20 protein-coding genes are annotated in these 23,301 nt (G+C 42.5%); 10 read left to right on the top strand and 10 right to left on the bottom strand.

Annotation, left to right across the window (positions count from 1 at the left end; translation table 11 throughout):
- Window positions 1-10: 10 nt before the first annotated feature.
- The 4 genes from PF027_RS00655 to PF027_RS00640 all read right to left on the bottom strand — a co-directional run bounded on the left by PF027_RS00655 (window position 11) and on the right by PF027_RS00640 (window position 5,689).
- The gene (locus PF027_RS00655; protein WP_270876275.1) at window positions 11-2,932 is read right to left on the bottom strand and encodes a formate dehydrogenase subunit alpha; all 2,922 of its coding nucleotides are present in this window, start codon (window positions 2,930-2,932) and stop codon (window positions 11-13) included.
- Between the two features lie 9 nt (window positions 2,933-2,941).
- Window positions 2,942-3,145 (bottom strand): twin-arginine translocation signal domain-containing protein, encoded by a 204-nt coding sequence (locus tag PF027_RS00650; RefSeq protein WP_270864785.1) that lies wholly within the window; start codon window positions 3,143-3,145, stop codon window positions 2,942-2,944.
- A gap of 193 nt (window positions 3,146-3,338) precedes the next feature.
- On the bottom strand, window positions 3,339-4,028 hold the full coding sequence (locus PF027_RS00645; RefSeq protein ID WP_270872098.1) for a hypothetical protein: 690 nt from the start codon (window positions 4,026-4,028) through the stop codon (window positions 3,339-3,341).
- Window positions 4,029-4,030: 2 nt separating this feature from the next.
- Window positions 4,031-5,689: a 4Fe-4S binding protein gene (locus PF027_RS00640; RefSeq protein ID WP_270872097.1), complete on the bottom strand. Its 1,659-nt coding sequence runs from the start codon at window positions 5,687-5,689 to the stop codon at window positions 4,031-4,033.
- A gap of 171 nt (window positions 5,690-5,860) precedes the next feature.
- On the opposite strand from PF027_RS00640, the gene selA reads away from it, so the two are divergent.
- Genes selA through PF027_RS00625 form a run of 3 tightly spaced genes read left to right on the top strand, consistent with a single transcriptional unit; the run spans window position 5,861 to window position 9,852 of the window.
- The gene (gene selA, locus PF027_RS00635; protein WP_270876276.1) at window positions 5,861-7,273 is read left to right on the top strand and encodes an L-seryl-tRNA(Sec) selenium transferase; all 1,413 of its coding nucleotides are present in this window, start codon (window positions 5,861-5,863) and stop codon (window positions 7,271-7,273) included.
- The gene (selB, locus tag PF027_RS00630) at window positions 7,266-9,086 is read left to right on the top strand and encodes a selenocysteine-specific translation elongation factor (RefSeq protein WP_270876277.1); all 1,821 of its coding nucleotides are present in this window, start codon (window positions 7,266-7,268) and stop codon (window positions 9,084-9,086) included. Before selA ends, selB begins: the two co-directional genes overlap by 8 nt.
- Before the next feature lie 52 nt (window positions 9,087-9,138).
- Window positions 9,139-9,852: a histidine kinase gene (locus tag PF027_RS00625; RefSeq protein ID WP_270872094.1), complete on the top strand. Its 714-nt coding sequence runs from the start codon at window positions 9,139-9,141 to the stop codon at window positions 9,850-9,852.
- 119 nt (window positions 9,853-9,971) lie between these two features.
- Here the strand turns inward: PF027_RS00625 and PF027_RS00620 are convergent, their stop codons facing one another.
- A complete protein-coding gene (locus PF027_RS00620; protein ID WP_270876278.1) occupies window positions 9,972-10,838 on the bottom strand; it encodes a SurA N-terminal domain-containing protein in 867 nt (288 codons plus the stop codon).
- Between the two features lie 79 nt (window positions 10,839-10,917).
- Between PF027_RS00620 and gltX the strand changes: the two genes are divergently transcribed.
- The 6 genes from gltX to gdhA all read left to right on the top strand — a co-directional run bounded on the left by gltX (window position 10,918) and on the right by gdhA (window position 17,690).
- Window positions 10,918-12,297 carry a glutamate--tRNA ligase gene (gltX, locus tag PF027_RS00615; RefSeq protein WP_270872092.1) on the top strand — a complete coding sequence of 460 codons (1,380 nt, stop codon included), beginning with the start codon at window positions 10,918-10,920 and terminating at the stop codon, window positions 12,295-12,297.
- Window positions 12,298-13,551 (top strand): malic enzyme-like NAD(P)-binding protein, encoded by a 1,254-nt coding sequence (locus tag PF027_RS00610; protein ID WP_270872091.1) that lies wholly within the window; start codon window positions 12,298-12,300, stop codon window positions 13,549-13,551. It begins immediately after the preceding gene.
- 49 nt (window positions 13,552-13,600) lie between these two features.
- A complete protein-coding gene (locus tag PF027_RS00605; protein ID WP_270872090.1) occupies window positions 13,601-15,061 on the top strand; it encodes a nicotinate phosphoribosyltransferase in 1,461 nt (486 codons plus the stop codon).
- Between the two features lie 100 nt (window positions 15,062-15,161).
- Window positions 15,162-15,527 carry a hypothetical protein gene (locus PF027_RS00600; protein ID WP_270872089.1) on the top strand — a complete coding sequence of 122 codons (366 nt, stop codon included), beginning with the start codon at window positions 15,162-15,164 and terminating at the stop codon, window positions 15,525-15,527.
- A gap of 117 nt (window positions 15,528-15,644) precedes the next feature.
- On the top strand, window positions 15,645-16,322 hold the full coding sequence (locus tag PF027_RS00595; RefSeq protein ID WP_270872088.1) for an MqnA/MqnD/SBP family protein: 678 nt from the start codon (window positions 15,645-15,647) through the stop codon (window positions 16,320-16,322).
- Window positions 16,323-16,331: 9 nt separating this feature from the next.
- A complete protein-coding gene (gene gdhA, locus PF027_RS00590; RefSeq protein ID WP_270872087.1) occupies window positions 16,332-17,690 on the top strand; it encodes an NADP-specific glutamate dehydrogenase in 1,359 nt (452 codons plus the stop codon).
- A gap of 50 nt (window positions 17,691-17,740) precedes the next feature.
- On the opposite strand, the gene PF027_RS00585 is transcribed toward gdhA, so the two are convergent.
- Window positions 17,741-18,748, bottom strand: coding sequence for an AI-2E family transporter (locus tag PF027_RS00585; protein ID WP_270864775.1), 1,008 nt, complete (start codon window positions 18,746-18,748; stop codon window positions 17,741-17,743).
- A 111-nt stretch (window positions 18,749-18,859) separates the two neighbouring features.
- On the bottom strand, window positions 18,860-19,366 hold the full coding sequence (locus PF027_RS00580; RefSeq protein ID WP_270872086.1) for a glycine zipper 2TM domain-containing protein: 507 nt from the start codon (window positions 19,364-19,366) through the stop codon (window positions 18,860-18,862).
- Between the two features lie 151 nt (window positions 19,367-19,517).
- On the opposite strand from PF027_RS00580, the gene PF027_RS00575 reads away from it, so the two are divergent.
- A complete protein-coding gene (locus tag PF027_RS00575; protein WP_270872085.1) occupies window positions 19,518-20,165 on the top strand; it encodes a hypothetical protein in 648 nt (215 codons plus the stop codon).
- A 37-nt stretch (window positions 20,166-20,202) separates the two neighbouring features.
- Here PF027_RS00575 and tkt read toward each other — a convergent pair whose 3' ends face one another.
- The 3 genes from tkt to PF027_RS00560 are packed head-to-tail and all read right to left on the bottom strand — an operon-like array spanning window position 20,203 to window position 23,299.
- Window positions 20,203-22,113 (bottom strand): transketolase, encoded by a 1,911-nt coding sequence (gene tkt, locus PF027_RS00570; protein ID WP_270877284.1) that lies wholly within the window; start codon window positions 22,111-22,113, stop codon window positions 20,203-20,205.
- A gap of 2 nt (window positions 22,114-22,115) precedes the next feature.
- On the bottom strand, window positions 22,116-22,967 hold the full coding sequence (locus tag PF027_RS00565; protein WP_270877283.1) for a polyprenyl synthetase family protein: 852 nt from the start codon (window positions 22,965-22,967) through the stop codon (window positions 22,116-22,118).
- An 8-nt stretch (window positions 22,968-22,975) separates the two neighbouring features.
- Window positions 22,976-23,299: a YbaB/EbfC family nucleoid-associated protein gene (locus tag PF027_RS00560; RefSeq protein ID WP_270858475.1), complete on the bottom strand. Its 324-nt coding sequence runs from the start codon at window positions 23,297-23,299 to the stop codon at window positions 22,976-22,978.
- Window positions 23,300-23,301: the final 2 nt, after the last annotated feature.

The following is a 23,301-nucleotide window of genomic DNA, read 5'->3' as shown; positions in this document are numbered from 1 at the left end:
TATCTACTCCTTACGCTTTTTCCAAACGGCAAAGTCCGGCGTTAAATTCCGAAATTTGCGTATTTATATCAAAGCCGTAATTCGTGATAGTGTTCGAACTCTCGCCGATAACATAAGGTTTCGCCCCCTCTGGATAGCGCGAGCTTAGATCCACGCCCTGCATAATTCCAGCGAAGTTATACGGAAGCACTATGCGATCTGGCGTAACAGAGTGCGAATATATACATTTGACCTTGATTTTCGTGCCTTGTGGCGAGTGTATCCACATCATCGCCCCGTCAGCTATACCATAATCTGCCGCTAGTTTTGGATTGACATGGGCAAACATCTCTGGCGTGATTGCTGCAAGGTATTTGCTAGTGCGCTCCAACATACCAGCACCGCTTAAATTTACAAGTCTCATTGAGCTCATAATCGTAGGGAAATCCTTGCTCCAATCCTGCTTTTTCTGCTCGCTGATAAATTTGACCTCGACACGGAAATTTTTAGCCTGATCGTCAAATGTAGGGTATTTTTCTACCAAATCCCAGCGCGGAGAGTGCAACGGCTCTCTGTGTTTAGGGATAGGATCGGCAAACTCCCAAACTTTCGCCCTAGCCCTTGCGTTTCCACAAGGACAAATTCCAAATTCACGCGCTTTTTGGTTGATGATTCCACTATAATCATCGCTCCAACTAGGCCCCATTTTCGCCTTTTCTTCCTCGCTAAGCGTGATTCCTAGCATTTCTTCGATATTATCTTTTAGCAAATGCGCATGTCCGCCAGAAATTTTCGCTCCTGGCAGAGTTATGCCCTCGCCTGCTAGCTGTGAAACGCCGTCGTGCTCTAAACCAAAGCGATTTCTAAATCCCATACCGCCCTTTTCATAAGGTTTGCTTAAATCATACAAAATAGGCGTGCCTGGGTGCTTAATGTCCCAGCAAGGCCACGGAAGTCCGAAGTATTCGCCCTCGACTTCGCCACCAATTCCCATTAGTGTATCAGGATCGAAAAATTCCCAGTTTCTTTGGTGTCGTCTTAATCTCTCTGCGGTTCTACCTTGTGCGCCGATACTATGACCGCACCTTGCAATCTCGTTTGTAGCGTCATCTGGCCACACAAAAGGCTCATTATCGGCTTTTACCTGCTTGATTTCGCCATTTACGACTTCCATTTTCATACCGCGAGTGTATTCATCATAAAAGCCAAATTTTTTGGCGAACATAAACATTACCTCGTGGTCTTCCTTGCTCTCATAGATTGGTTTGATGACCTGAGTGCGCCACTGACCAGTTCTGTTTGTAGCCTGCAAATGCCCCTCTGTCTCAAACTGCGTGCAAGTAGGAAGGACATAAATGCCGTCCTTTCTATCGCTTAAAATCGCGACTTCGTTTAAGAAAGGCTCGGCTACGACGAGCATATCTAGCTTATCAACAGCTTGTTGAATTTTGGTCAAATGCGCCATAGAGGTGATTCCTGTGCCTTGAACCCAAAGCACGCGTAAATTTCCGCTTGAATATGTTTTTTCCTCTTTTAGCACGCCTTGCCACCATTTAGAGAGCGAGTAACCTTTTTCGTTGCGCCAAGTTATCTCTTTCTCGGCGTTTGGATCGACATGGAAATATTCATCAAAATTCGTTCCAGCAACTTTTCCGCCTTGTTTTGGCTCTTTAACGGTCGTTGCAAAACGTTTGACAAATGTATCAAAATCCACGCCCCAGCCCTTACAATAGTGCTTCCATGCACCATCGCCTAATCCATAATACATAGATAAGGTATCAGCCAAACAACCCATATCGGTAGAGCCTTGGACATTATCGTGACCTCTAATGATATTTGTACCACCGCCTGGTTTGCCCATATTTCCTAAAACTAATTGCAAAATCGAAAGAATTCTAGTATTCGAGCTACCCACAGAGTGCTGAGTGATACCAAGAGCCCAAATCAGCGTAGCTGGCTTGGTCGTAGCAAACATTTTTGTAAATTCGAGCAACTCTTCGATCTTACAGCCTGTAACATTTGCTGTCTCTTCTGGTGTCCATTTTTCGGCCTCTGCGCGAATTTCATCGATTGCGTAAGATTGATTTGCGATAACATCTTTATCTTCCCAGCCGTTTTTGAAAATCAGATGAAGCATACCATAGATAAAGGCAATATCTGTGCCAGGTCGAATTCTAATATACATATCAGCCTTGGCCGCAGTTCTAGTAAATGCAGGATCGACGACGACGATTTTCGCGCCGTTTCTATCTTTGGCTTGCAAAGCGTGTTTCATACCACCAACTGGATTTGCCACGGCTGAATTTGCACCGATGAAAAGTATCATTTTTGAGTTTGCTGCCATATCACCGAAGTGATTTGTCATAGCGCCATAACCCCATGTATTCGCCACACCGGCGACTGTTGCGCTATGTCAAATTCTAGCAACATGGTCTATATTATTAGAACCCCAAAATGCTGCAAATTTTCTAAAATAAAATGCCTGTTCGTTGCAAAATTTAGCTGAACCTAGAAATTCTACGCTATCTGGACCATCTTCTTTTCGCACTTCTAGCATTTTTGCTGAAATTTCATTAACTGCTTGCTCCCAGCTTATGCGTTCCCATTTGCCACCAACTTTTTTAAGCGGGTATTTTAAACGCATTTTTGACTTGGTTAAATCGATTTGATCGATTCCCTTACAGCAGTGAGAGCCCTGCGAAATCGGGTGATCTACCGCCATATCTTGGCGAATCCAAGTATTTGTGCTCTCATCGACCTGTGCGATGATACCGCACCCTGCCGAACAAATCGAGCAAACTGTCTTTTTATAAACCGAATTTGGAAAAGGGTTTTTAATCTCTTGCTCCGTCGCCTCGCGAAGTGTGTCGTTAGCTCCAAACGCACTTACGCTAGCACCGCCCAAAGCAGCGAGTTTTAAAAACGACCTTCTGCCGATCGTATTTTCACTCATAATCTACTCCTAATACGCTACTTTGTAGTATTTTTGCCACGCTTCACTTTCAAAGTAAAGCACCTCTTTTTTTGGTGATTTTCCGCGAACTGTGTTTGGTTGGGGAGTGTCTTTATCACCGTTTGCACTAGCTACGCTAGCAGCTATACCTACGGCACCGACGGCGCCGACTTTTAGAGATTTTTTGAGAAAATCTCTGCGTTTGCTTTGCATAATCTCTCCTTTAAAAGGAAATTTTATTTTAATCTTTGTCGTAACGCCTGCTACATATCTTAAAATAGCTGATATTAACGAAAAGTTAATAATAAAGCGGTTAAAAATAAAATTATAATTTAAGATTAATTTTATTTTAAGAAAGGCTAAAATTCGGCGAATTTAGCCAAATTTCACCAAAATTTTAGCGAATTTACTCCTCAAATTCGAAATTGTGCTTCGCGTTTTTGAAATTTCCGCGATAAAGCTTGGCATTAATTGATTCTTTGGCGATATTTTTATCTTTTTGCGGTTTTGGCAGGGCCAAAAGCGAACGCTCCAAAGCAAAAAAACTCTCCATAATCCCAGCCAACGCCTTAAAAAATTTCGAACTCTTATGTTCTTTTAAAAGTCCCATAAAATGGTCGCAAAACTCATTTATCACGCTTGCAAAAAGCTCGGTTGAAAGGAAAATATTTCCATTTTGCGCCTCCGCCTCATCGCGCAAAAGCGAAGATTGCAGATAAAAGATAAATCCCACAAAATCCTCGCTATCCTTGCAAAGCTCGCTGTTACGGCGAAATTTGCTCTTTTTAAGGGTATTTGTGATGAGGATTTTCATTCTGCCCTCGTCCCTGCCCTCGTCGTAAAAACTAGCTGTCGTCGGGACATTGACAAAGGAAAAATCAAACAAAACATCGTTTTGCTCGCGCCTAAATTCCTCAAAACTAAAATTTTGCAAAATTTCAAAATTCTTAGCGTCTGCTTCGCTAATCGGCGATGATTTTAGAAATTCGAGTTGCTCTTTCCACAGGCTAAATTTAGCCCCGTTTTCGTAGAAAAAAAACGGAATTGCGAAAAATTCATAATAATACGACCTAGCCTTAATCAAATTTAAATCCATTTTCAAATCTCCTCTTGCATTTGCTTTAAAATCATAATTTTCGCCTTACAATCAGCGCAACAAAACAGCGTTTTTGCCTTATCTGCGTCATCTGAGAAGTGCGCACTCATCAAATTTGCGATTTTCATAATCGCCTTTTTTGTGGCAAATTTTTTGCCACACTCGATACACTCAAACAGCTCGTCGCGGGCTAAAATTTTATACTCAAAAAACTCTTTTTTAAGCTCTACGCCACACAAATCAAGCGCCATTGTGTCCTTTTCGGCGCAACTTCGCACGCAGTAATCGCACCCCACGCAAAGTGAAGCATTAAATTTGAGCGAATTATCGCTTTTATCGGCAAAAAGTGCGCCTGTGTTGCATGCGCCCGCGCACGATAGGCACAGCGTGCAGGTTTGCTCGTTTATGCTGATTTTAGCGTGGCTTTGCGACGAGCCGTTTGCAATCACGCCGTAATCGCCCTCGCCCACCATAAATGCCATGCGAGATGAGAAAATTTCAATTTTGCTTAAATTTGTCTCATTTAGGCTAAATTTCCATTTTTGCCCACTTTTAGCCAAATTTAGCGCAGTTTCAAGCCCCTTTTTATCGCTAGCTACAAATACAGCCTCTTTGCCGTAAATCGCCATTGTCGCGCTATTTATGAGACTTATCGCATCTTTTGTGGCTTCGCAAATCTCGCCCTCAAAAAGCACAACCTGCGAGCCTGTTTCTTGCATTATGCTAAGCAAAAAAACCTCATCAAGCTGAAATTTAGCAAAAATTCCGAAAGGAAGCACATCGCAAGGCAAACTCACGCCCGAAATCTCGCCAAAGCTCGCCTCATGGGCAAGAAGCGGAATTTTGCCGGCGTAGAGTTTTGCCATTTGGCTAATTGCGATTGGTGGCTGTTTTGCCGAGCTAATCGCACCTGTGGGGCAGATACTCACACACCTACCACAGGCTATGCAATCAATATGCGAAATTTCAAGCTTGCGATTTTGCTCATCTTTCAAAAGCGCCACGCTAGGGCAAACCTCCACGCATTTGGCGCACAGCTCCACTCTCCTGCCCTCGTATTGACAGAGGTTTGCGTTAAATGAAATGTTGTTTTTGTAAGTGTAAATCGGCGATTTTTCGGATACGAGAGCTAGAATTTCATCATCATTTAGCCTTGCGATTTCATAGCAACCACTTTGGCGAAGTTGATAACTTTTTGCATTTTCTACTAGGAAAAAATCGGCCTCGACCTCGTATTCATCGGTATTGCTTAGCACGCTTACACTCAAATCCCCAATCCCACCATAGACAAATTTCACCTCAGCGTGAGTTAGGCAAATCACCTTAAATCCAGCGTTTTTGAGCGCATTTACACAGCTTTCGCGCTCATTATCGCTTACGAAAATTATATTTTTTCCCACTGGTTTTTGATAGGCATTATCCGCGCCATAATCAAACATCACCGCCTTTGCTTCGTATAAAATTTCGACATTTCTAGCGATTTGAAGCATTTCATCGTTTGTGGAATTTATATAAAAATTTATCTCTGGCGCGTAAATTTCAGCCTTTAAGCTAGGCGAATTTGCCACGACAAAGTGTTTTTCGCTATCAGTGCAAACCTCTATGCTATCGCCTAAAATAGCCTCTTTTACCCCCACTGGGCTAAATCCATATTCGCTCATTTTCTATCCTAAAAACAAAATTCGCATTTTTTACACTCATTTTCTAAACAATCGTTAAATGTAAATTTAAACTAAACATAAGTTAAATTTGTAATTTTTTTGGCATGTTAAATTTTAATAAAAATAGTGATAAAAATGGTCCGTAAAAACAAAATTTATAGGATTTTTTAAATGCAAATCAAACTTCCCAAAGTCGATAAAATCGCAAATAGCGCGGAATTTCACGGACTTTTGAAGCCTGTGATTTTACGGATCGCAAAAGAGGTCATAAACGAATTTCGAACCAGCCTAGTAAATGGCGAAAATTCTTGCGCTAGCGAAGAGCAAATCATCGCGCAAATCAAATCTCGCTACGAAAAATTCGCAAATCTCGCACTTCGACCGCTTATCAACGCAACTGGCGTCGTGCTTCACACCAATCTCGGTCGTAGCGTGATTTCGCCTGAAATTTTATCTCGCGCGCAGGGGGCGATTTGCGCCTATTCTAACCTCGAATTCGACCTAGATAGCGGGGCGCGCTCCAATCGCTACGATTATACTAGCGCGCTTTTGGCTGAGCTTTTTGGCTGTGAGAGCGCACTTGTGGTAAATAACAACGCAGCGGCTGTGTTTTTGGTGCTAAATACCTTTGCTAGGGGGCGCGAAGTCGTGGTAAGTCGTGGCGAGCTAGTCGAAATCGGCGGGAGTTTTAGGGTAAGCGAGGTCATGGCAAACTCTGGGGCGATTTTGCGCGAGGTTGGCACCACGAATAAGACTAAAATTTCGGATTATCAAAACGCCATAAACGAAAATACGGCAGTTTTGATGAAAATTCATCGTTCAAATTTTGAAATTTCAGGTTTCACGCAAAGTGTGGAAATAGGCGAAATTTCGCGTTTGGCAAAATTTGCGAGCGAAAAAAAGGCTGAATTTTACGAGAAAAAAGAGCTGGAATTTAAAATTTGCGAAGAGGAAAAATTTAGCGAAATCATTGATTATTACGATCTTGGAAGCGGGAGCGTAAATGATTTAGGCGCGAATTTAGCTAAAAACGAGCCAAAAATTGGCGAAATTTTAGCCTCTGGGGCTAGGCTGATTAGTTTTAGCGGAGATAAACTTTTTGGAAGCGTGCAGTGCGGAATAATCCTGGGCGAGAAATCCTTAATCCAAAAACTGCGCAAAAATCAGCTTTTGCGCATGCTTCGCGCTGATAAAATCACACTTGCGATTTTAAACGAAACGATTAAGGCTTACATTAACAAAGAATTTTCGCTAATTCCTACGATTGATCAAATTCATCTGCCCCTTAGCGAGCTTGAAAGGCGCGCGCAGGGTGTTTTGGACGCGCTAAAAAATACTAAATTTCAAGCAAGCCTTATTCGCACAAAAACCTTTGTGGGCGGCGGGAGTCTGCCTTGCAAAAACTACGATAGCGTCGCTTTGGTGCTTAGCCAAAACGCTAGCCCAGAGGAAATTTCGGCGAAATTTAGGGCGCGTGGGATTATCGGGCGCATTGAAAATGATAAATTTCTGCTCGATTTTCGCGCCATTTTAAAGCACGATTTGCAAAAACTAATAAAAATTTTAAAGGAAATGTATGAATAGCGTCATAATCGGCACAGCAGGGCATATCGATCATGGCAAAACCGCACTTATAAAGGCGCTAAATGGCGTCGATGGAGACAGGCTAGCAAGCGAGATTGAGCGCGGAATCACGATTGATTTAAGCTTTTCAAATTTAAAATCAAAAAACGCAAATATAGCATTTATCGATGTTCCGGGGCATGAAAATTTAGTAAAAACCATGATTAGTGGGGCGTATGCGTTTGATTGCGCGCTTTTAATCGTCGCTAGCGATGACGGGCTAATGCCCCAAAGCAGGGAGCATATCGAAATTTTATCGCTTTTAGATGTAAAAAGCGTGGTTTTGTGTATCACAAAGTGCGATCTCACGGACTCTGCGCGCCAAAACGAAGTTAAAAAAGAGTGCGAGGAATTTATAGCCAAATTTTCAAATTTGCAAATTTTAAATACATTTTTCCTAAGCGCAAAGACAAATTTAGGCGTTGATGAGCTTAAATCTTATCTATTTAACATAAAGCCAAAACCGCGCAAAAATGGGGGAATTTTGCACTATTATATAGATAGAATTTTCACTTTAAAAGGCATTGGCACGGTGGTAACTGGCTCGCTTATTAGCGGGGCGATTTCGCGTGGCGAAAAACTTCTTTGCGCAGATTGTGGCAAAATTTTAACCGCCAAAAGCCTACAAATCCACGATACCGACACGCAGGTTGCGTATGCGCCAAACCGCGTAGCAATCGCGCTTGATGCTAAAACTAGCGAGTTAGAGCGAGGCTATATCCTTACTAAAAAGGGCTTTTTTAGGGGATTTAACGAAGCCGATACGCTCTTTCGTGGCAAAATAGCGCATGGGGAGGATGTGAGCTTTTGTGTGGGCTCAAAGCAAACGCCGGCAAAAGCGCGCATTATTAAAGAGCTTGGAAGTGGCGAATTTTTGATAAATTTCAAATTTGAAAAAACTATGTTTTTGAAATTTGACGAGCCATTTGTATGCTTGGCAAACTCTCGCGTATGTGGGGGTGGAAGGGTGCTAAATGCGGTCATCGAGCCACTAAAAAAGGCAAATAAGGCAGAGTTTTTAACAGCACTTTTGCATAAAAATTTCAAAAAAGCCTTTGAAATTTTAAGCAAATTTCACCGCCACGGATTTGGGCTGTTTTCGGCGTATCAGAGATTTGATATGGATTATGATAGCGCAAAAGCGATTGCTAAGACGATACCAAATACATATTTTGACGAAGCGACGCTGTGCGTGTATGATAATAGCGCGATTGACGATATCAAAGAGCTGATTAAATTTATCATAGCAAAAAACCCGCACGCTGTATTTTCCCCAACCTCAATCGCCCTAAAACTCTCTTGGGCTAGCGAAAGCTTAGCCTCCCTCGTGCTTAGCGAGCTAGAAAGGGCCAGCGTGATAGAAAAAACCGGTGGCGTGTATATCAAAAAAGGGGCGAATTTACAGGATTTAAAACAGAGTTTGGAGGGCAAAATTTTCGACATCATCAAAAAAGGCGGAATCGCCCCGCTTGCGCCATATAATATCTACGAAATGCTCGATATCGACCGCGTCAGTGGCGATGACGCTCTGAAAAAACTAACATATTCTAAAAAGGTAGTTCGCCTAGCGCACAATCTCTTTGTGGAGGCTGGCAATTTAAGCCAGATTATCAAAAAGCTTTATGATTTGATAAAAGAAGCTGGTTTTGCCGATGTAGCAAATGTCAAAGAGAGGCTAAATTTAAGCAGGAAATTTGCGATTTCTTACCTAGAATACCTCGATAATCTAGGCGATATCATCACAATCGATAATAAACGCTACTTAAAAAAATAAGTTATTTACAAATTTTGGCTAAAATCGTTGGATTTTTTAAAAAAGGAAGAAAATGAAAAAAGTTTTACTTTTCTCGCTTGCGGGCGCGCTAAGCCTAAATGCCGCGCTTAGCGATAGCGAAATTTTATCTATGTATGGCGGTTTGCCAGCAAATTTAAAAATCAGCGTGGCTGAGCGTATGCCAGTAGAAGGGCTAAAAGATATCCAAGCTGTGATTTTGAAAATTTCAAATGGCGAAATTTCACAAGAAGAGGTGATTTTCACTAGTGGAGATTTGGTTTTGATGGATGTAATCGACCCTAAAAAACAGATTCTTTACAAAGACCAAATCAAACAATCTAGACTTTCAAAAGGGGTAGCAAGCGTCTATAAAAGCGAAAGCAAAGACAATATCATTACCCTTGGAAATGACCCTAAAAAGCCAACTTTGCTAATGCTAACTGACGCTGAGTGTCCATTTTGTCGTAGAGAGCTAGCCGAAATCGAGCGAACGCTTAAAAGCAACAATGTCGAAATCATAATGACATCAGTGCATGGAGATAGCGGTCATGCCAAATCAGCACTGATTTACAAAGAGGTCAAATCAGCCAAAACTGACGCCGAAAAAATCGCTGTTTTGCGCAAATACTATGCCGAAGATAACAAAGCAAACGCTTCAAGCGTAAGCCCTGAGGAACTAAAAAGCGCAAAAGCTATCGCCGATAAATACTTCTCATCTGGCCTAAATTCAGTGCCATTTATCATTGAAACTTCAAAATTAAAATAAATTTCAAAACTACACTTTAAATTCCACGCTAAATTTACGAATTTAGCGTGGGGTAAATTTCAAATTTTCATTAAAATTTAAATTTTGGAAATTTTAAAATTTCCAAAATTTTGGGTAGGTTATTTAGATTTTTTTGTAGAATTTGTAGGGTTTAGGTTGCGATCTATTATGCGGACATTGGCGTTAGAACGAATTCTATCGTTAAATTCCTCAACCATTTTTTTGCGTTTGTTTGTCACATAGGCTTCGATTGCCTTTTCTTGCACGCTTTCAAAATCAGCCGTTTGCACGCCCTTTTTGTCATTGACATAAAACATCTCATATCCATTTGCCGTAGGGATAACTGGCGAGAATTTGCCCTTATCCACGCTTGTAACGATGTATTTTAGCCCTGCGTCCATTTGATTGGCTTTTAGCGTGCCACGCATTACATACACATTTCCTGGTCGTGCGTTTGGATTGCGTTTGATAGGATTAAGAGCGCTTTCTGTTTTAGCGATATAGCGAGTTAGCGTAATGCTATCAAAAGTCGTAAATAAAGATGGGTTTTGCTCGTAAAATCTGCGCACATTTTGTGGCGTTACGGTGCGTTGCACATCGGCAAAAAGTGGCCCATAGAGCTTTTCTTCTAAAATTCCGCGACGCACATTTTCTCTAAACGCCTCTTCTGACATTTTTTGCTGTTTTAGTGCCTTTTGTAGCTGTTCTAGGCTAAGTTTGTTCTGCTCGGCAATCATTTTTATGCGATTATCGATTTCAGCTGGGCTTACAGTGATTCCTCTGCGTTTAATCTCAGAATCTTGCAATTTTTGCTTGATTAAAATTTCCATTGCAGCTTGCGGGCTGGCACCTGTGGCCTTTTGGACTCTGGCTAATTCGTAATTCGTAATCGGCTCGTTTTCTACGACAGCCACGACGCTATTTACGACATTTGCGTTTAACGCGCCAAAACCTAAAAGTGCAACAACGGCTAGTTTTTTTATCATTTTCAACCTTTATTTAGTCTTTTTGCTTTATAATCCCACGATTATAACATTAAAAAGTAAAATTTTAAAAAGGAAATTTATGATTGTAACTCGTTTCGCACCAAGCCCGACAGGGTATTTGCACATCGGCGGATTAAGAACTGCGCTGTTTTCATACCTATACGCAAGAGCAAATAACGGCAAATTCTTGCTTCGCATTGAAGATACGGATTTAAAAAGAAATTCGGTAGAGGCCGCAAAGGCTATCGAAGAGGCGTTTAAATGGTGCAGTCTAGACTACGACGGCGAAATCGTCTATCAAAGCTCACGATTTGATTTATACAAAGAATATGTCCAAAAGCTCCTTGATGAGGGCAAAGCATATAAATGCTATATGAGCAAGGCTGAGCTAGACGCGCTAAGAGCCGAGCAAGAAGCCAGAAAAGAGCGCCCAAAATACGATAATAGGTATCGCGATTTCACAGGCACTCCGCCGGTTGGTATCGAGCCAGTAATCCGCATAAAATCGCCACTTGACGGCACGATTGAGTTTAGCGACGGAATTAAGGGCGATATGAAATTTGAAGCCAAAGACATTTTAGACGATTTTATCATCGCTAGAAGCGACGGCACGCCGACTTATAATTTCACGGTCGTTATAGATGACGCGCTAATGGGCGTTACAGATATCATCAGAGGCGATGATCACCTATCAAATACCCCAAAACAAATCGTGCTTTATAACGCACTTGGATTTAAAGTGCCTAAATTTTACCATGTTGCTATGATAAATGGCTCTGACGGCTCAAAACTCTCTAAACGCCACGGCGCGACAGATGTCATGGAATACAAAAAAATGGGCTATTTGCCACAAGCTCTGCTAAATTTCTTAGTCCGCCTTGGCTGGTCGCATGGGGACGATGAAATTTTTAGCATGGACGATATGAAAAAACTCTTTAATCCTAATAATATCGGCAAAAGTGCAAGCACATTTAACCAAACCAAACTTGATTGGCTAAATGCGCATTACATTAAAAATTTAAGCGTTACCGAAGCCTGCGCCCACCTGCTAGAATTTGGCGTAGATATAGTAAATCACCCTAAAAAAGAGCTTATCATCGATCAATACAAAGAGCGCGCAAAAACCCTAGCCGAAATGGCGAACGGAATCGCAACCTTAATCAATCCTTTAAAAATTTATGATGAAAAAGCGTATAAAAAGTTTATCAACGAAAATTCGATAGCCTTACTCGCAAAATTCCAAGAAATTTTAACCTCAAATTTCGTTGCAAGCGAAATCGAGGCAAAGACAATGGAATTTTTGGAGGCAAACGAAGTGAAGCTAAAAGATTTAGCCCAACCTTTGCGAGTCGCCATAACAGGAACGAGCGTAAGTCCGTCGATATTTGAAATGATTGAAATTTTAGGTAGCGACGAGGTTAAAGCTAGAATTTCTAGCTTATTACAGAAAGGAATTTAAATGGCACAAAATGATTTGAAAGAAAGGGCGTTAGAGTATCATATCGGCGGAAAAATCGGCATAAATGTCAAAACTCCATGCGCTAAACCAGAGGATTTGACCCTAGCATACACACCAGGTGTGGCCGAGCCTTGCAAGGTGATTGAGGCCGATAATGAGCTAGCATACAAATACACCAACAAATCAAATCTTGTCGCAGTTATCACAAACGGAACGGCCGTTTTAGGGCTAGGAGATATAGGTGCAATCGCAGGAAAGCCAGTAATGGAGGGAAAAGCGGTTTTGTTTAAAAAATTTGCTGGCGTAGATGCTTTTGATATCGAGATAAACGAAACAGACCCTAAAAAAATAGTCGAAATTTGCAAGGCTATCTCGCCGACATTTGGCGGAATAAATTTAGAAGATATCAAAGCTCCTGAGTGCTTTGAGATCGAAAAAGAACTACAAAATGCCGTCGATATCCCTGTCATGCACGACGATCAGCACGGCACGGCGATGATTACAGGTGCGGGATTAATCAACGCAGCCTACATCAGTGACAAAAAAATCGAAGATATGAAAATCGTAGTCTCAGGCGCAGGTGCAGCAGGTATCGCGTGCGCGAAACTATATAAAAGCCTTGGCGCAAAAAATGTAATTATGCTTGATTCAAAGGGCGTAATTCATACTGGCAGAAGCGATTTAAACCCACAAAAAATGGAATTTGCTATCGACACAAACGATAGAAGTCTAGCAGATGCGATGAGGGGTGCGGATATGTTTCTTGGCCTTAGCAAACCAGGCGTCGTAACAGCCGAAATGGTAAAATCAATGGCGCCAACGCCGATAATCTTCGCTCTTGCAAACCCTGTGCCTGAAATCTACCCAGATGAGGTGCATGCCGTGAGGGACGATGCGATCGTAGGCACTGGCAGAAGCGACTTTGCTAACCAAATCAACAATGTTTTGGGCTTCCCTTACATTTTCCGTGGCGCGCTAGATGTAAAGGCTAAAAAAATCACCGAAAATATGAAACTAGCCGCTTCTCGCGCTATGGCGGAGCTAGCCCGTGAGCCAATCCACCCAGATGTGCTAAAAATGCTAGGCAAGCCTGATTTGAAATTTGGACGAGATTATATTATCCCAAATCCATTTGATCCGCGCGTATTTGCTATTATTTCAGCTGCTGTTGCAAAAGCTGCCGTAGATGATGGCGTAGCAAGAGTAAGCAATTTCGATTTCGAGGCTTACAAAAAATCTTTACAATCAAAATAATCGAAATTTCCCGTTTTCGGGAAATTTCAAAATTTAAGGTATTTAAAAAATGCAAAATTTCGAAAATTCATCAAATTTAGCCCTGCTTACTGACTTTTATCAACTCACAATGATGCAAGGATATTTTTTCTTAAAACCGCACGAAGTCGCAGTTTTTGATATGTATTACCGCAAAAACCCATGTGGTGGCGGTTATGCGATATTTTGTGGTATGAGCGAAGTGGTGGATTATATAGAGAATTTGCATTTTAGCAGTGATGATATAGAGTATTTGCGCTCGCTTGGGAGTTTTAAGGAGGAATTTTTAGCCTACCTTGAAAATTTTAAATTTAGTGGAGAAATTTACGCTGTCGATGAGGGCGAGGTCGTATTTCCACACGAGCCACTAATACGCGTCAAAGCAAATATCATCGAGGCGCAGTTAATCGAAACTGCGATTTTAAACACCATAAATTTCCAAACCCTAATCGCTACCAAAAGCTCGCGCATAAATTTCAGCGCAGGAGAGGGTAGCGTAATGGAGTTTGGGCTTCGCAGAGCGCAGGATAAAAGTGCTGCGATTTTTGGCGCAAAGGCCGCTATAATCGGCGGTTGCGTGGCTACTTCAAATGTTTTGGCTGCCAAAATTTTTGACATACCAGCTATCGGCACACACTCTCATGCGTGGATTGGAAGCTTTCCTAGCGAAATCGAGGCCTTTCGCGCTTACGCCAAAATTTACCCAGACTCCGCGCTTTTGCTCGTCGATACCTACGATACGCTAAATTCCGGCGTGCCAAATGCGATTAAGGTTTTTGAAGAACTTCGCGAGCAAGGCCACAAACCGCTTGGAATCCGCATTGATTCTGGCGATTTGGAGTATCTGACCAAACAATCTCGCAAAATGCTTGATAACGCTGGATTTAAGGACGCCAAAATCACAGCCAGCAACGATTTGGACGAATACGCGATCGATCAGCTCAAACTTTTCGACGCTAAAATCGATAGCTGGGGCATTGGCACGAGATTAATCACAGGTGGCGATAGTTCAAGCCTTGGCGGCGTTTATAAGCTAAGCGGTATCGAAAAAGAGGGCGAAATTTTGCCAAAGATTAAAATTTCAAACGACCCACGCAAGATAAACAACCCCGGCTACAAGCAGTTTTTCAGACTCTATGACAAAGATAGTGGCATGGCGCTAGCGGATTTAATCACGCTTGAAAATGAAAGTATCGATGAAGGCGCACCGCTTGAAATCTTCCACCCACTCTACACTTACAAACGCAAAAAACTCGAAAATTTCAGCGCAAAGGCTATGTTAAAGCCTGTGTTTGTAAATGGTAAATTTGTCGGCGAGAAAAAATCCGTCATGCAAATCGCCGAATTTTCACGCAAGGCCAAGGCGAAATTTTGGTGCGAATACCTGCGAAATATCCACCCACAAACCTACAAAGTAGATTTATCGGCTAAGCTCTGGGAGACGCGAAAATCGCTGATTGATGAAATCAATGCAAATTTAGGCAAATCGTAGAAAATAGTAAATTTTTATTTACTATCGAAATATAAATTTTGACTATAATTGCGCGTTTGCAAGATTTCTTGCGTAAAATTTCATTTTAAAAGGATAGAAAATGAGCAAAATTCTCTCATGCATGACTGCACTTTTACTTTTGGCAGGTTGCGCCTCAAAGCAGCTTCGCCAATCCCCAGAGGACGCGATTAACGAGCAAAACCACACCACAGCGACCGCCAAAATGGAAGTGCTAAATTTCAAAACCGAAAATGGCAAAAAACTAAGCCTAGCTTCAAACGATTTGTTTGACACAGCGGTTTTAACCGATAGCGAGGGCAAAACTCACAACCTAACTCGCCAACGCTCAGCTAGCGGAATTTACATGGAAAATGACAAAGGTGTGAGTATCCACTTCAAAGAAGGCGGCGAGGGCATAGTCGAGTTTAGCAAATACAACTCACTCTCAATCTCACAAGCCGATTAATCCAAATTTTGCCACTTCTTTGGTGGCAAAATTTATTAGTTTTTATTAATTTAAAAATTTTAACTTTTTCTTACAAAAATAGTAATATAATTTACGAATTTTAAAATAGGAATATGGATGCGATTTGGCAAGATAGATTATTTAAATTTACTCCCTTTTCATGTGTATTTAAAATCTCTACCTTTGCCAGCGCATACCAAAAAATTCATAGAACTCAAAAAAGGTGTGCCTAGCAAGCTCTGTCGCGATTTGCGCGCAATGCGTGTCGATGCGGCCGTGATTTCTAGCATAGAATCCCGCCACAAAAAATACTCCACCCACCCTCTTGGCATAGTCGCCCAAAAAAAGGTAAAAAGCGTGCTCGTGCGTAAAAACACCACCCCGCGCCTAGATCCAGCCTCGATGAGCTCAAATATGCTCTCGCGAATTTTAGGCATTAATGGCGAGGTCATCATCGGCGATAACGCTCTGCGCGCGATTTTATCGCAAGGGGAAAAGAAATTTTACGATTTGGGCGAAATTTGGCACAAAAACACAAATTTGCCATTTGTTTTTGGAATTTTATGCTCGGTTAAAAATCACGAAATTTACGCCAAACTTACCGAGGCGTTTTTACGCACTAAGGTCAAAATCCCACAATATATCCTCATCAAATACGCTAGAAGCAGAGGAATTGCTGAAAAAGACATCTTAGAATACCTCCAACTCATAAGCTACAAAGTCGGCGCGCGCGAGAGGCGCGCACTTAAAATTTTCCTAAAAAAAGCAAGCAAATTTAATTATAAACCAATTTAAGGAGGAGATATGAATAGTTATGTGGCAGGGTTGTTAAACAACCTAAAAGAGCAAAATCCGGGCGAAGAAGTTTTTATACAAGCAGCGACTGAAATTTTTAACTCTCTTGCTCCCCTAATCGAGCGCGAAGAAAAATACACAAAACACAGAATTTTAGAGCGAATCACTGTGCCAGAGAGAAGCCTGAGCTTTCGCGTAGTCTATACAAACGATCGTGGCGAGCCTTGCGTGCATACGGGATACCGCGTCGAGTTTAACTCAGCGCTTGGCCCATACAAAGGCGGTCTTAGATTTCACCCTAGCGTAAATATGGGCGTTTTGAAATTTTTAGGTTTCGAGCAAATTTTCAAAAATTCACTCACAGGCGTTAATATCGGTGGCGGCAAAGGTGGCGCAAATTTCGATCCAAAAGGCAAAAGCGACGGCGAGATTATGAGATTTTGCCAAGCATTTATGTTAGAGCTTCACAGACTTATTAGCGAAAATACAGATGTCCCAGCCGGCGATATCGGCGTGGGCGGTAGAGAGATCGGCTATATGTATGGCGCATACAAAAAAATCACTCGCAGATTTGATGGCGCACTTACTGGCAAAGGCCTAGCATGGGGCGGAAGCCTAGCTCGCACGCAAGCCACAGGATACGGCTCAGTGTATTTCGCACAAGAAATGCTAGCCAAAAAAGGCGAAGCACTTCGTGGCAAAGTCTGCGCAATATCTGGCGCAGGAAATGTCGCAATCTACACAGTCGAAAAACTATATCAACTAGAAGCCAAACCAGTTACCGTTAGCGATTCTACCGGCTTTATCTACGATCCAGATGGCATTGATTTAGCTCTACTTAAAAAGCTAAAAGAGGAGCTTAGAGTGGGGTTAGCAGAATACACCAAAGAGCGCAAAAACGCCAAATTTACCCCAGTTAGCGAGTATCCAGAGGGCAGAAATGGCGTATGGAGCGTCAAATGCGACGCAGCCTTCCCAAGCGCTACACAAAACGAGCTAAGCTTAGAGGACGCCAAAACCCTATACGCAAACGGATGTCGCCTTGTATGCGAGGGCGCAAACATGCCTAGCACGCTAGCTGCGATTGATTTTATGCTAAGCCAAAAAGACTTTTTATTTGGCCCTGCAAAAGCAGCAAATGCTGGTGGCGTGGCTACAAGTGGCTTAGAAATGATGCAAAATGCGCAACTTGAATCATGGAGTTTCGAGGAGGTCGATGGTCGCCTTCACGAGATTATGAGGCATATCTTCCGCACTAGCTACGAGACTTCGAAAGAATTCGGCGATGAGGGCAACCTTGTGCTTGGCTCAAATATCGCAGGTTTCCGCAAAGTAGCCGATGCGATGATAGATCAAGGCTATGTTTAATAGCTAAATTTCGCTAGGATTTCCCTAGCGAAATTTTAAAATTTTAAAATTTAATGCTCAATTTTATTGCTTAAAAGCGTAGCGATAGATTTCGTGCGTTCGTTCGAATTTAGCGCGATTTGTATGCTCATAGTAAGTGGCACAGCCAAAAACATACCCCCCACACCAAAGACAAAACCCCAAAGAAGAAGACCTCCAAGCACGCTTAGTGTCGAAAGCCCCAGTCCCTCGCCCATGAAGCGTGGTTCGATGATATTTCCGATGACGACATTTATGATAAGATAGATCGCCACGACCCAAATACTCACGCTTAAATCCATTGTCGCCAAGGTTACAAAAAGTGTCGGAAAAACGGCGATTATGGAGCCGATTGTAGGGATATAATTTAGCATAAAGGCCACAATCCCCCAAAGTGCTGCATACGGCACGCCAAGTAGCCACAGACAAAGCCCGATTAGCGCGCCTGTCGTGGCGCTTGAAATCGTTTTTATAAGTAGATATTTTTTCAGGCTTGGGGCAAATTTTTTCATAAATTTATGCATACCGCGGTTGCGAGCGGAAAAATATTTGATTTTCGCATCAATTACCGAGCTTTCAAAGACCATGAAAGAGACCAAAATAAAGACAAAAAACCCAGTGCTGACAATTCCGCCTGTTTTTTTCGCCACAGCTGTCGCGCGAGATACCATTTCAGAGGGCTCAGCACCGAGGCTAGCTAGATCAAAATCAATGCCGTAATTATTCAGCCTCTCTTGCGCGCCACCTAGGACCTGGTTGAATTTCGCCCCCAGCTCTGGTAACTGCGCCGAAAACTCTCTGACCGCCTTAAATACGATATCGCCCATAAATCCCATAACGCCAAGAAATCCCAAAACCACAATCAAAAAGCTAAACAATCGCCCAACGCGCAGTTTTTGGATAGATAGCATTAGTGGCGAAATCAAAACCGTGATAAAAATCGCTAGCAAAAACGGCACGATAATCGAGCCAGCAGCTTTAAGTCCTGCTATGATTATCACCACGCAAGCAGCCGAGATTAGGGACATTTGAAGTTTCATTGTAATCCTAAATTTTGAAATTTGTTCTATATTTTAATAAAAATTTGTAAATTTTAGATTTTTTGCAAAGTGGAATTTACCCGTAAATTTCACGGGTAAATTCGGCTAAATTTAATCAGCGCACACCGCGTTTGGCTGGATTCTCGTCTCGCCAGAGTATGATGAAATCATCAGCGCTTCGCCATTAGCATACTGGCACACGCGACCTGCTTGTGTCGAGCTTTTAAGCGATTTGCCATCTTTATATGTGATTGTCACGGCGTCGATTACCTTGGTATCGCTTACCATCGATCCTGCTCCTGCTCCTAGCACGCCACCTATCGCGCCACCAGCCACAGCTCCGCCTGTTTCGTGGCGACCGCCCATTTTATGACCTAGCACAGCTCCGCCCACAGCGCCTACTACGCCACCTGCGGCTTGGGCTAAGCGTTTGTTTTCAGTATTATCGACCCTGACCTTGGCTGGGACGATTGAGAGAATTTGGATAGTTTTGGCGTTTTGTTCTTGGTTTAATCCATGCTCGTCATAGACATCAGGTCCCAAAGTTTCTGATTTGTTAGAGCAACCGCTAAGCGCAATCATCGCAACTACGCTAAGGCTAAGTAGAGATTTTTTCATTAAAACTCCTTTAAAATGAGATAAAATGCGAGGATTATACACTTCCGTGGTAAATTTATTTTAATCATATATTAAATTTGGCTAAATTTTGCTATTACAAATTTAAGCCTAAATCGTTATAATTCTTGCAAAATTTAAAAAAAGGAAATTTATGAGAAAATTTCTAGTTTTGGCTGGTCTTTTGGTGCTTTTAGCGGGGTGTGGAGAGGAGAAAAAAAGAGAAAAACAGCGCTTAGCTAACACGAAAAAAAATGATTCCATAGAGCTAGAAATTTCGCGCGAATTTGACAAAATCGCCGCCGCAAACTCCGCAACACCGACAAAACCTATAAATTCTACCACGCTAGCCATACCTGATACGCCAGCTGTTTCCTCTCAGCCAGCCACTTCCACGCAAACGATAATTTTATCGGCTCCAAATCAAAATAAAAGCGCACAAGAAAACGCCGATAAATGCCAAAACGCCGAAACTATCGCGCTAATCAAGGCTAGCAAAAAGGATTTACCATACAAAAACGGCGTTGTGATTTATAGCGACATAACCTGCCAAAATAATCTTTTGACGCACTACTATGAATTCGACCTTCCACCAGAAGCAATGGAAAAAATAAACGAAATCGAGGATAAATTGCGCTCAAATTTGGTATTAAAAAGTGGCGAGCTTTTGGAGCTTTACTGCAAGGCCGAGGAGCTAGCCGAATACAGAGATAACGAAATCGCCATGGAGTGGCGCTACACCCCGCCCGGGATTGATGCTAACCTAGCTTCTATCGTAATTTCGCCGAGCGATTGCAAATAGAATTTAGCCAAATTTTGAAATTTGGCTAAATTTTGGATTATCTATTTAGAAGTTTTTTCGCTTCGTTTGCGACATTTAGATCGCTAAAACCGAAAAGTTTGAATAGCTCGCCAGCTGGTGCGCTCTCGCCAAAGCTCTTCATACCTAAAATTTCATCAGCGAATTTATACCATTCTAGCGCGCTTGCAGCCTCGACAGCTAGGACTTTGCCTTTGAAAATTCTAGCCCTGTATTCTTCACTTTGTTCGCACAAAAGCTCGAAACAAGGCGCACTAACGACATTTGCTCTGATATTTTCGCTTTGTAAAAGCGCGGCGGCTTTTAGGCAGATTCCTACTTCGCTACCGCTAGCTACTAGCGTGATATCGGCGTTTTCGCACTCTTTGATCAAATACGCGCCGTTTTTTGCCTCGCCAAATACAGCCTTTGGCAAAGCTTCCAAGCCTTGGCGCGAGCAAACAAAGGCAGCAGGGGCGTTTGTGGCCAGTGCTGCGCGCCAGCACTCTACATTTTCGTTGCCGTCAGCTGGACGGAAGGTGTAGAAATTCGGCATTGCGCGGAAGGTTGAGAGTTGCTCGATTGGCTCGTGAGTCGGGCCGTCCTCGCCTACGCCGATACTATCGTGAGTGAAAACGAAATAGTGCCTTAGGCTCATAAGTGCCGCCATTCTAGCGCTGTTTTTGAGATAGTCGCTAAAAATAAAAAATGTCGCAGAAAATGGGATAAACAGCCCATATCTAGCCACTGCGTTGTTTATCGCAGCCATTGAGTGTTCGCGGATCCCGAAGTGGAAATTTTTGCCATACGGGAAGTCGCCAAAACCTTTAAGCTCTGTTTTATTCGACGCCGCAAGATCTGCGCTTCCGCCTATGAAGCTAGGAAGCGCAGCCGCGATTGCGTTTAAAATTTTGCCATTGCTATCGCGCGTGGCGACCTTTTGACCGCTAAAATCAGGGAATTGTATAGCGTCAAAATTTGGATTTTGAAGTGAGTTTAATAAATTTTTCTTTTCTGCGCTTAAATTTGCGATTTTTTCGTTCCATAGTTTCTCAGCCAAATCGCCCTTTTCTACGGCTGCGCGAGTGGCAAAAAGCACATCTTCGCTCACGCTAAAACTCTCATCAAGGTTAAAGCCCAGTGCCTCTTTGGCTCTTTTTATGAGATCCTCGCCCAAAGGTGCGCCGTGAGTTTTGTGGCTACCTTCTAGCTCTAATGCGCCCTTGCCAATAGCGGTATTTGCGATGATTAGGTATGGTTTGGTTTTGTTTTTGGCCTCGTCTAGGGCAAATTCGATTTGGTCGAAATTGTGTCCGTCTATGCGAGCCACCTCGAAACCTTGGGCTTCGAAGCGAACCTTGATATCCTCGTCCCATGCAATCGAAGTTGAGCCATCAATCGTGATTTTGTTGCTATCGTAGATAATGACGAGATTATCTAGGCTGTGGCAACCTGCCAGCGCACATGCTTCGTAGCTGATACCTTCCTCTAAATCGCCGTCCCCGCAAAGGCAGTAAATTTTATGATCGATTACCTTTGTGTTTTCGTCATTTAGCAAATTTGCAGCGTATTTTGCCGCCATTGCAAAGCCCACAGCGTTTGCCACGCCTTGACCTAGCGGACCTGTGGCGATTTCTACGCCAGGGGTTGTGATTTCTGGGTGACCTGGGGTTTTGGAGTGGAGCTGACGGAAATTTTTCAAATCTTCCAGCGCGATATCATAGCCACTCAAATATAGATAGCTATACACCAAAGCACTTGCATGACCGCCGGAAAATACGAGGCGATCGCGGTTTAGCCAGTTTGGATTTTTTGGATTATGCACTAGCTTTTCCATAAGCACGCTCATCACATCGCTTAGCCCCATAGGAGTGCCTGGGTGGCCAGAATTAGCCTTTTGGATCATATCCGCACTCAAAAATTTAATGGTGTTTGAAATTTTACTTCTCATTTTTATCCTTTCAGATATTTGTTTATCAAATTTGATACTAAATTTTGCAAATTTTCACTCTCATCGCTCATACTTTCTTTGATTTGCGAAATAAGTGAGTTTTTATACTCTTTGGCGCGTTCGACGCCGAGTAAATTTGTAAAAGAATTTTTATCTGTGTCGTGCATAGTAGGCTTTCCTGCGGTTTGGGAGCTTTGTGTGGCGTCGATGATGTCATCTTGTATCTGAAAAGCTAGTCCCAAATTTAGCCCGACGCCATAAAATTTCCTCGCCTTTTCATCGCCCAAACCCGCAATAACAGCGCCTAATTCAAACGAAGCGGCTATTAAGGCGCCTGTTTTGTGAAGGTGCAAAAATTTTAAATCTGATATTTCTAGGTGTTTTTTCTCAAAATAACAATCAATCGCTTGACCCAAAACCATGCCCGCTGAACCAGCATTTTTGGCTAAAATTTCAACGCATTTTACCTTAATCTCTGCGCTTAAATTTGACTTAGAAATCACCAAAAAAGCGTCAGTATTTAACGCATCGCCCACGAGTATCGCTGTAACCTCATCGTATTTTTTGTGTATGGTTTGATGAGAGCGCCTAAAATCAGCATTGTCCATAGCGGGTAAATCATCATGGATTAGCGAGTATGTATGCACCATTTCTAGGGCTTTTGCGACAGGCAGGGCGTCTGCAAATTTATTTTTATTTATAGCAGCGACCACGCCAAGAAGCAGTTGAGCGCGAAAATGCTTCCCACCAGCACCCAACATATAATTTAATGCCTCTTCGAAATATGGGTGAAAGCTAGGCGCATGGAGTGGATTTTCGCGCAAATACTCTTTAAATTCCTTCAAAATTTCCATTTTTATTCCTAATTCGCGCCAAATCCGCCTAGTCCGCCAAGACCGCCTAGCATGGCAGTTGCGGCGTTTTTCTTTTCGTTTTCTATGAGTTTTACGGCGTCATTTATCGCTGAGATTAGCAAAATTTGCAAGCTATCTTTGTCCTCCAAAAGGCTATCGTCGATCTCCACATCTAAAACCTCGCCAGCGCCGTTGATTTTGATAGCGACCATACCAGCGCCGACTTTGACGCTAAATTCTTTTTTGGCGTTTTCTTCTTGGATCTGCTTTGCTTTTTCTTGCATTTGCTCGATCATTTCGCCCATTTTAGAAAAATCCATTCCCTCAAACATCT

Source organism: Campylobacter sp. VBCF_01 NA2 (assembly GCF_027797205.1).
Lineage (GTDB): Bacteria > Campylobacterota > Campylobacteria > Campylobacterales > Campylobacteraceae > Campylobacter_B.
Note: the sequence above shows the minus strand (reverse complement) of the source record. Positions and strands in the feature narration are given on the sequence as shown.